Annotated in this window: 1 protein-coding gene; it reads right to left on the bottom strand. The window is 66.6% G+C overall.

Features of this window, described 5'->3' with window-relative positions; genetic code table 11:
- Positions 1-377 (bottom strand): ABC transporter substrate-binding protein (locus tag K9U41_RS23470; RefSeq protein ID WP_282643232.1); only part of this gene is annotated, 377 nt, incomplete at its 3' end.
- Positions 378-413 lie beyond the last annotated feature (36 nt).

Genomic DNA, 413 nt, shown 5'->3' with positions numbered 1-413 from the left:
CCCTTGTAGGGGGTCTTGTCCGTGTACGGGCCCTTGTAGGTGTCACCGTCCTTGAAGAACTGCAGCGGGTAGGTCGGGCCGTCGGGCAGCGCCTCGATCGCGAAGGACCGCGAGATCGCGTAGGCGATGTCCTCGGCCTTGACGTCGGTGCCGTCCTCGTACTTGAGGCCGTCACGCAGCGTGAAGGTCCACTCGGTGTTGTCCTCGTTGGGCTGACCGAGGTCGGTCGCCATGTCGGGAGCCAGCACCATGTCGTTGGACTCGGGGTCGTAGACGTACTGCGTCAGGGCCCGGGTGACCAGGTTCATGATCGCGGTCGAGTCCGTGTAGTAGGCACGGGTGGGGTCGAGCGTGGCCGGGACCACCGCGGTCAGCACGGTGACCGTGCCTCCCTCTGCGGCGTCGTCCGGCAC

Origin of the sequence: Xanthobacter autotrophicus, assembly GCF_029991245.1 — a bacterium.
GTDB lineage: Bacteria > Pseudomonadota > Alphaproteobacteria > Rhizobiales > Xanthobacteraceae > Xanthobacter > Xanthobacter autotrophicus_C.
The sequence above is the reverse complement of the archived record's forward strand: the minus strand, read 5'-3'. Positions and strand labels throughout refer to the sequence as shown.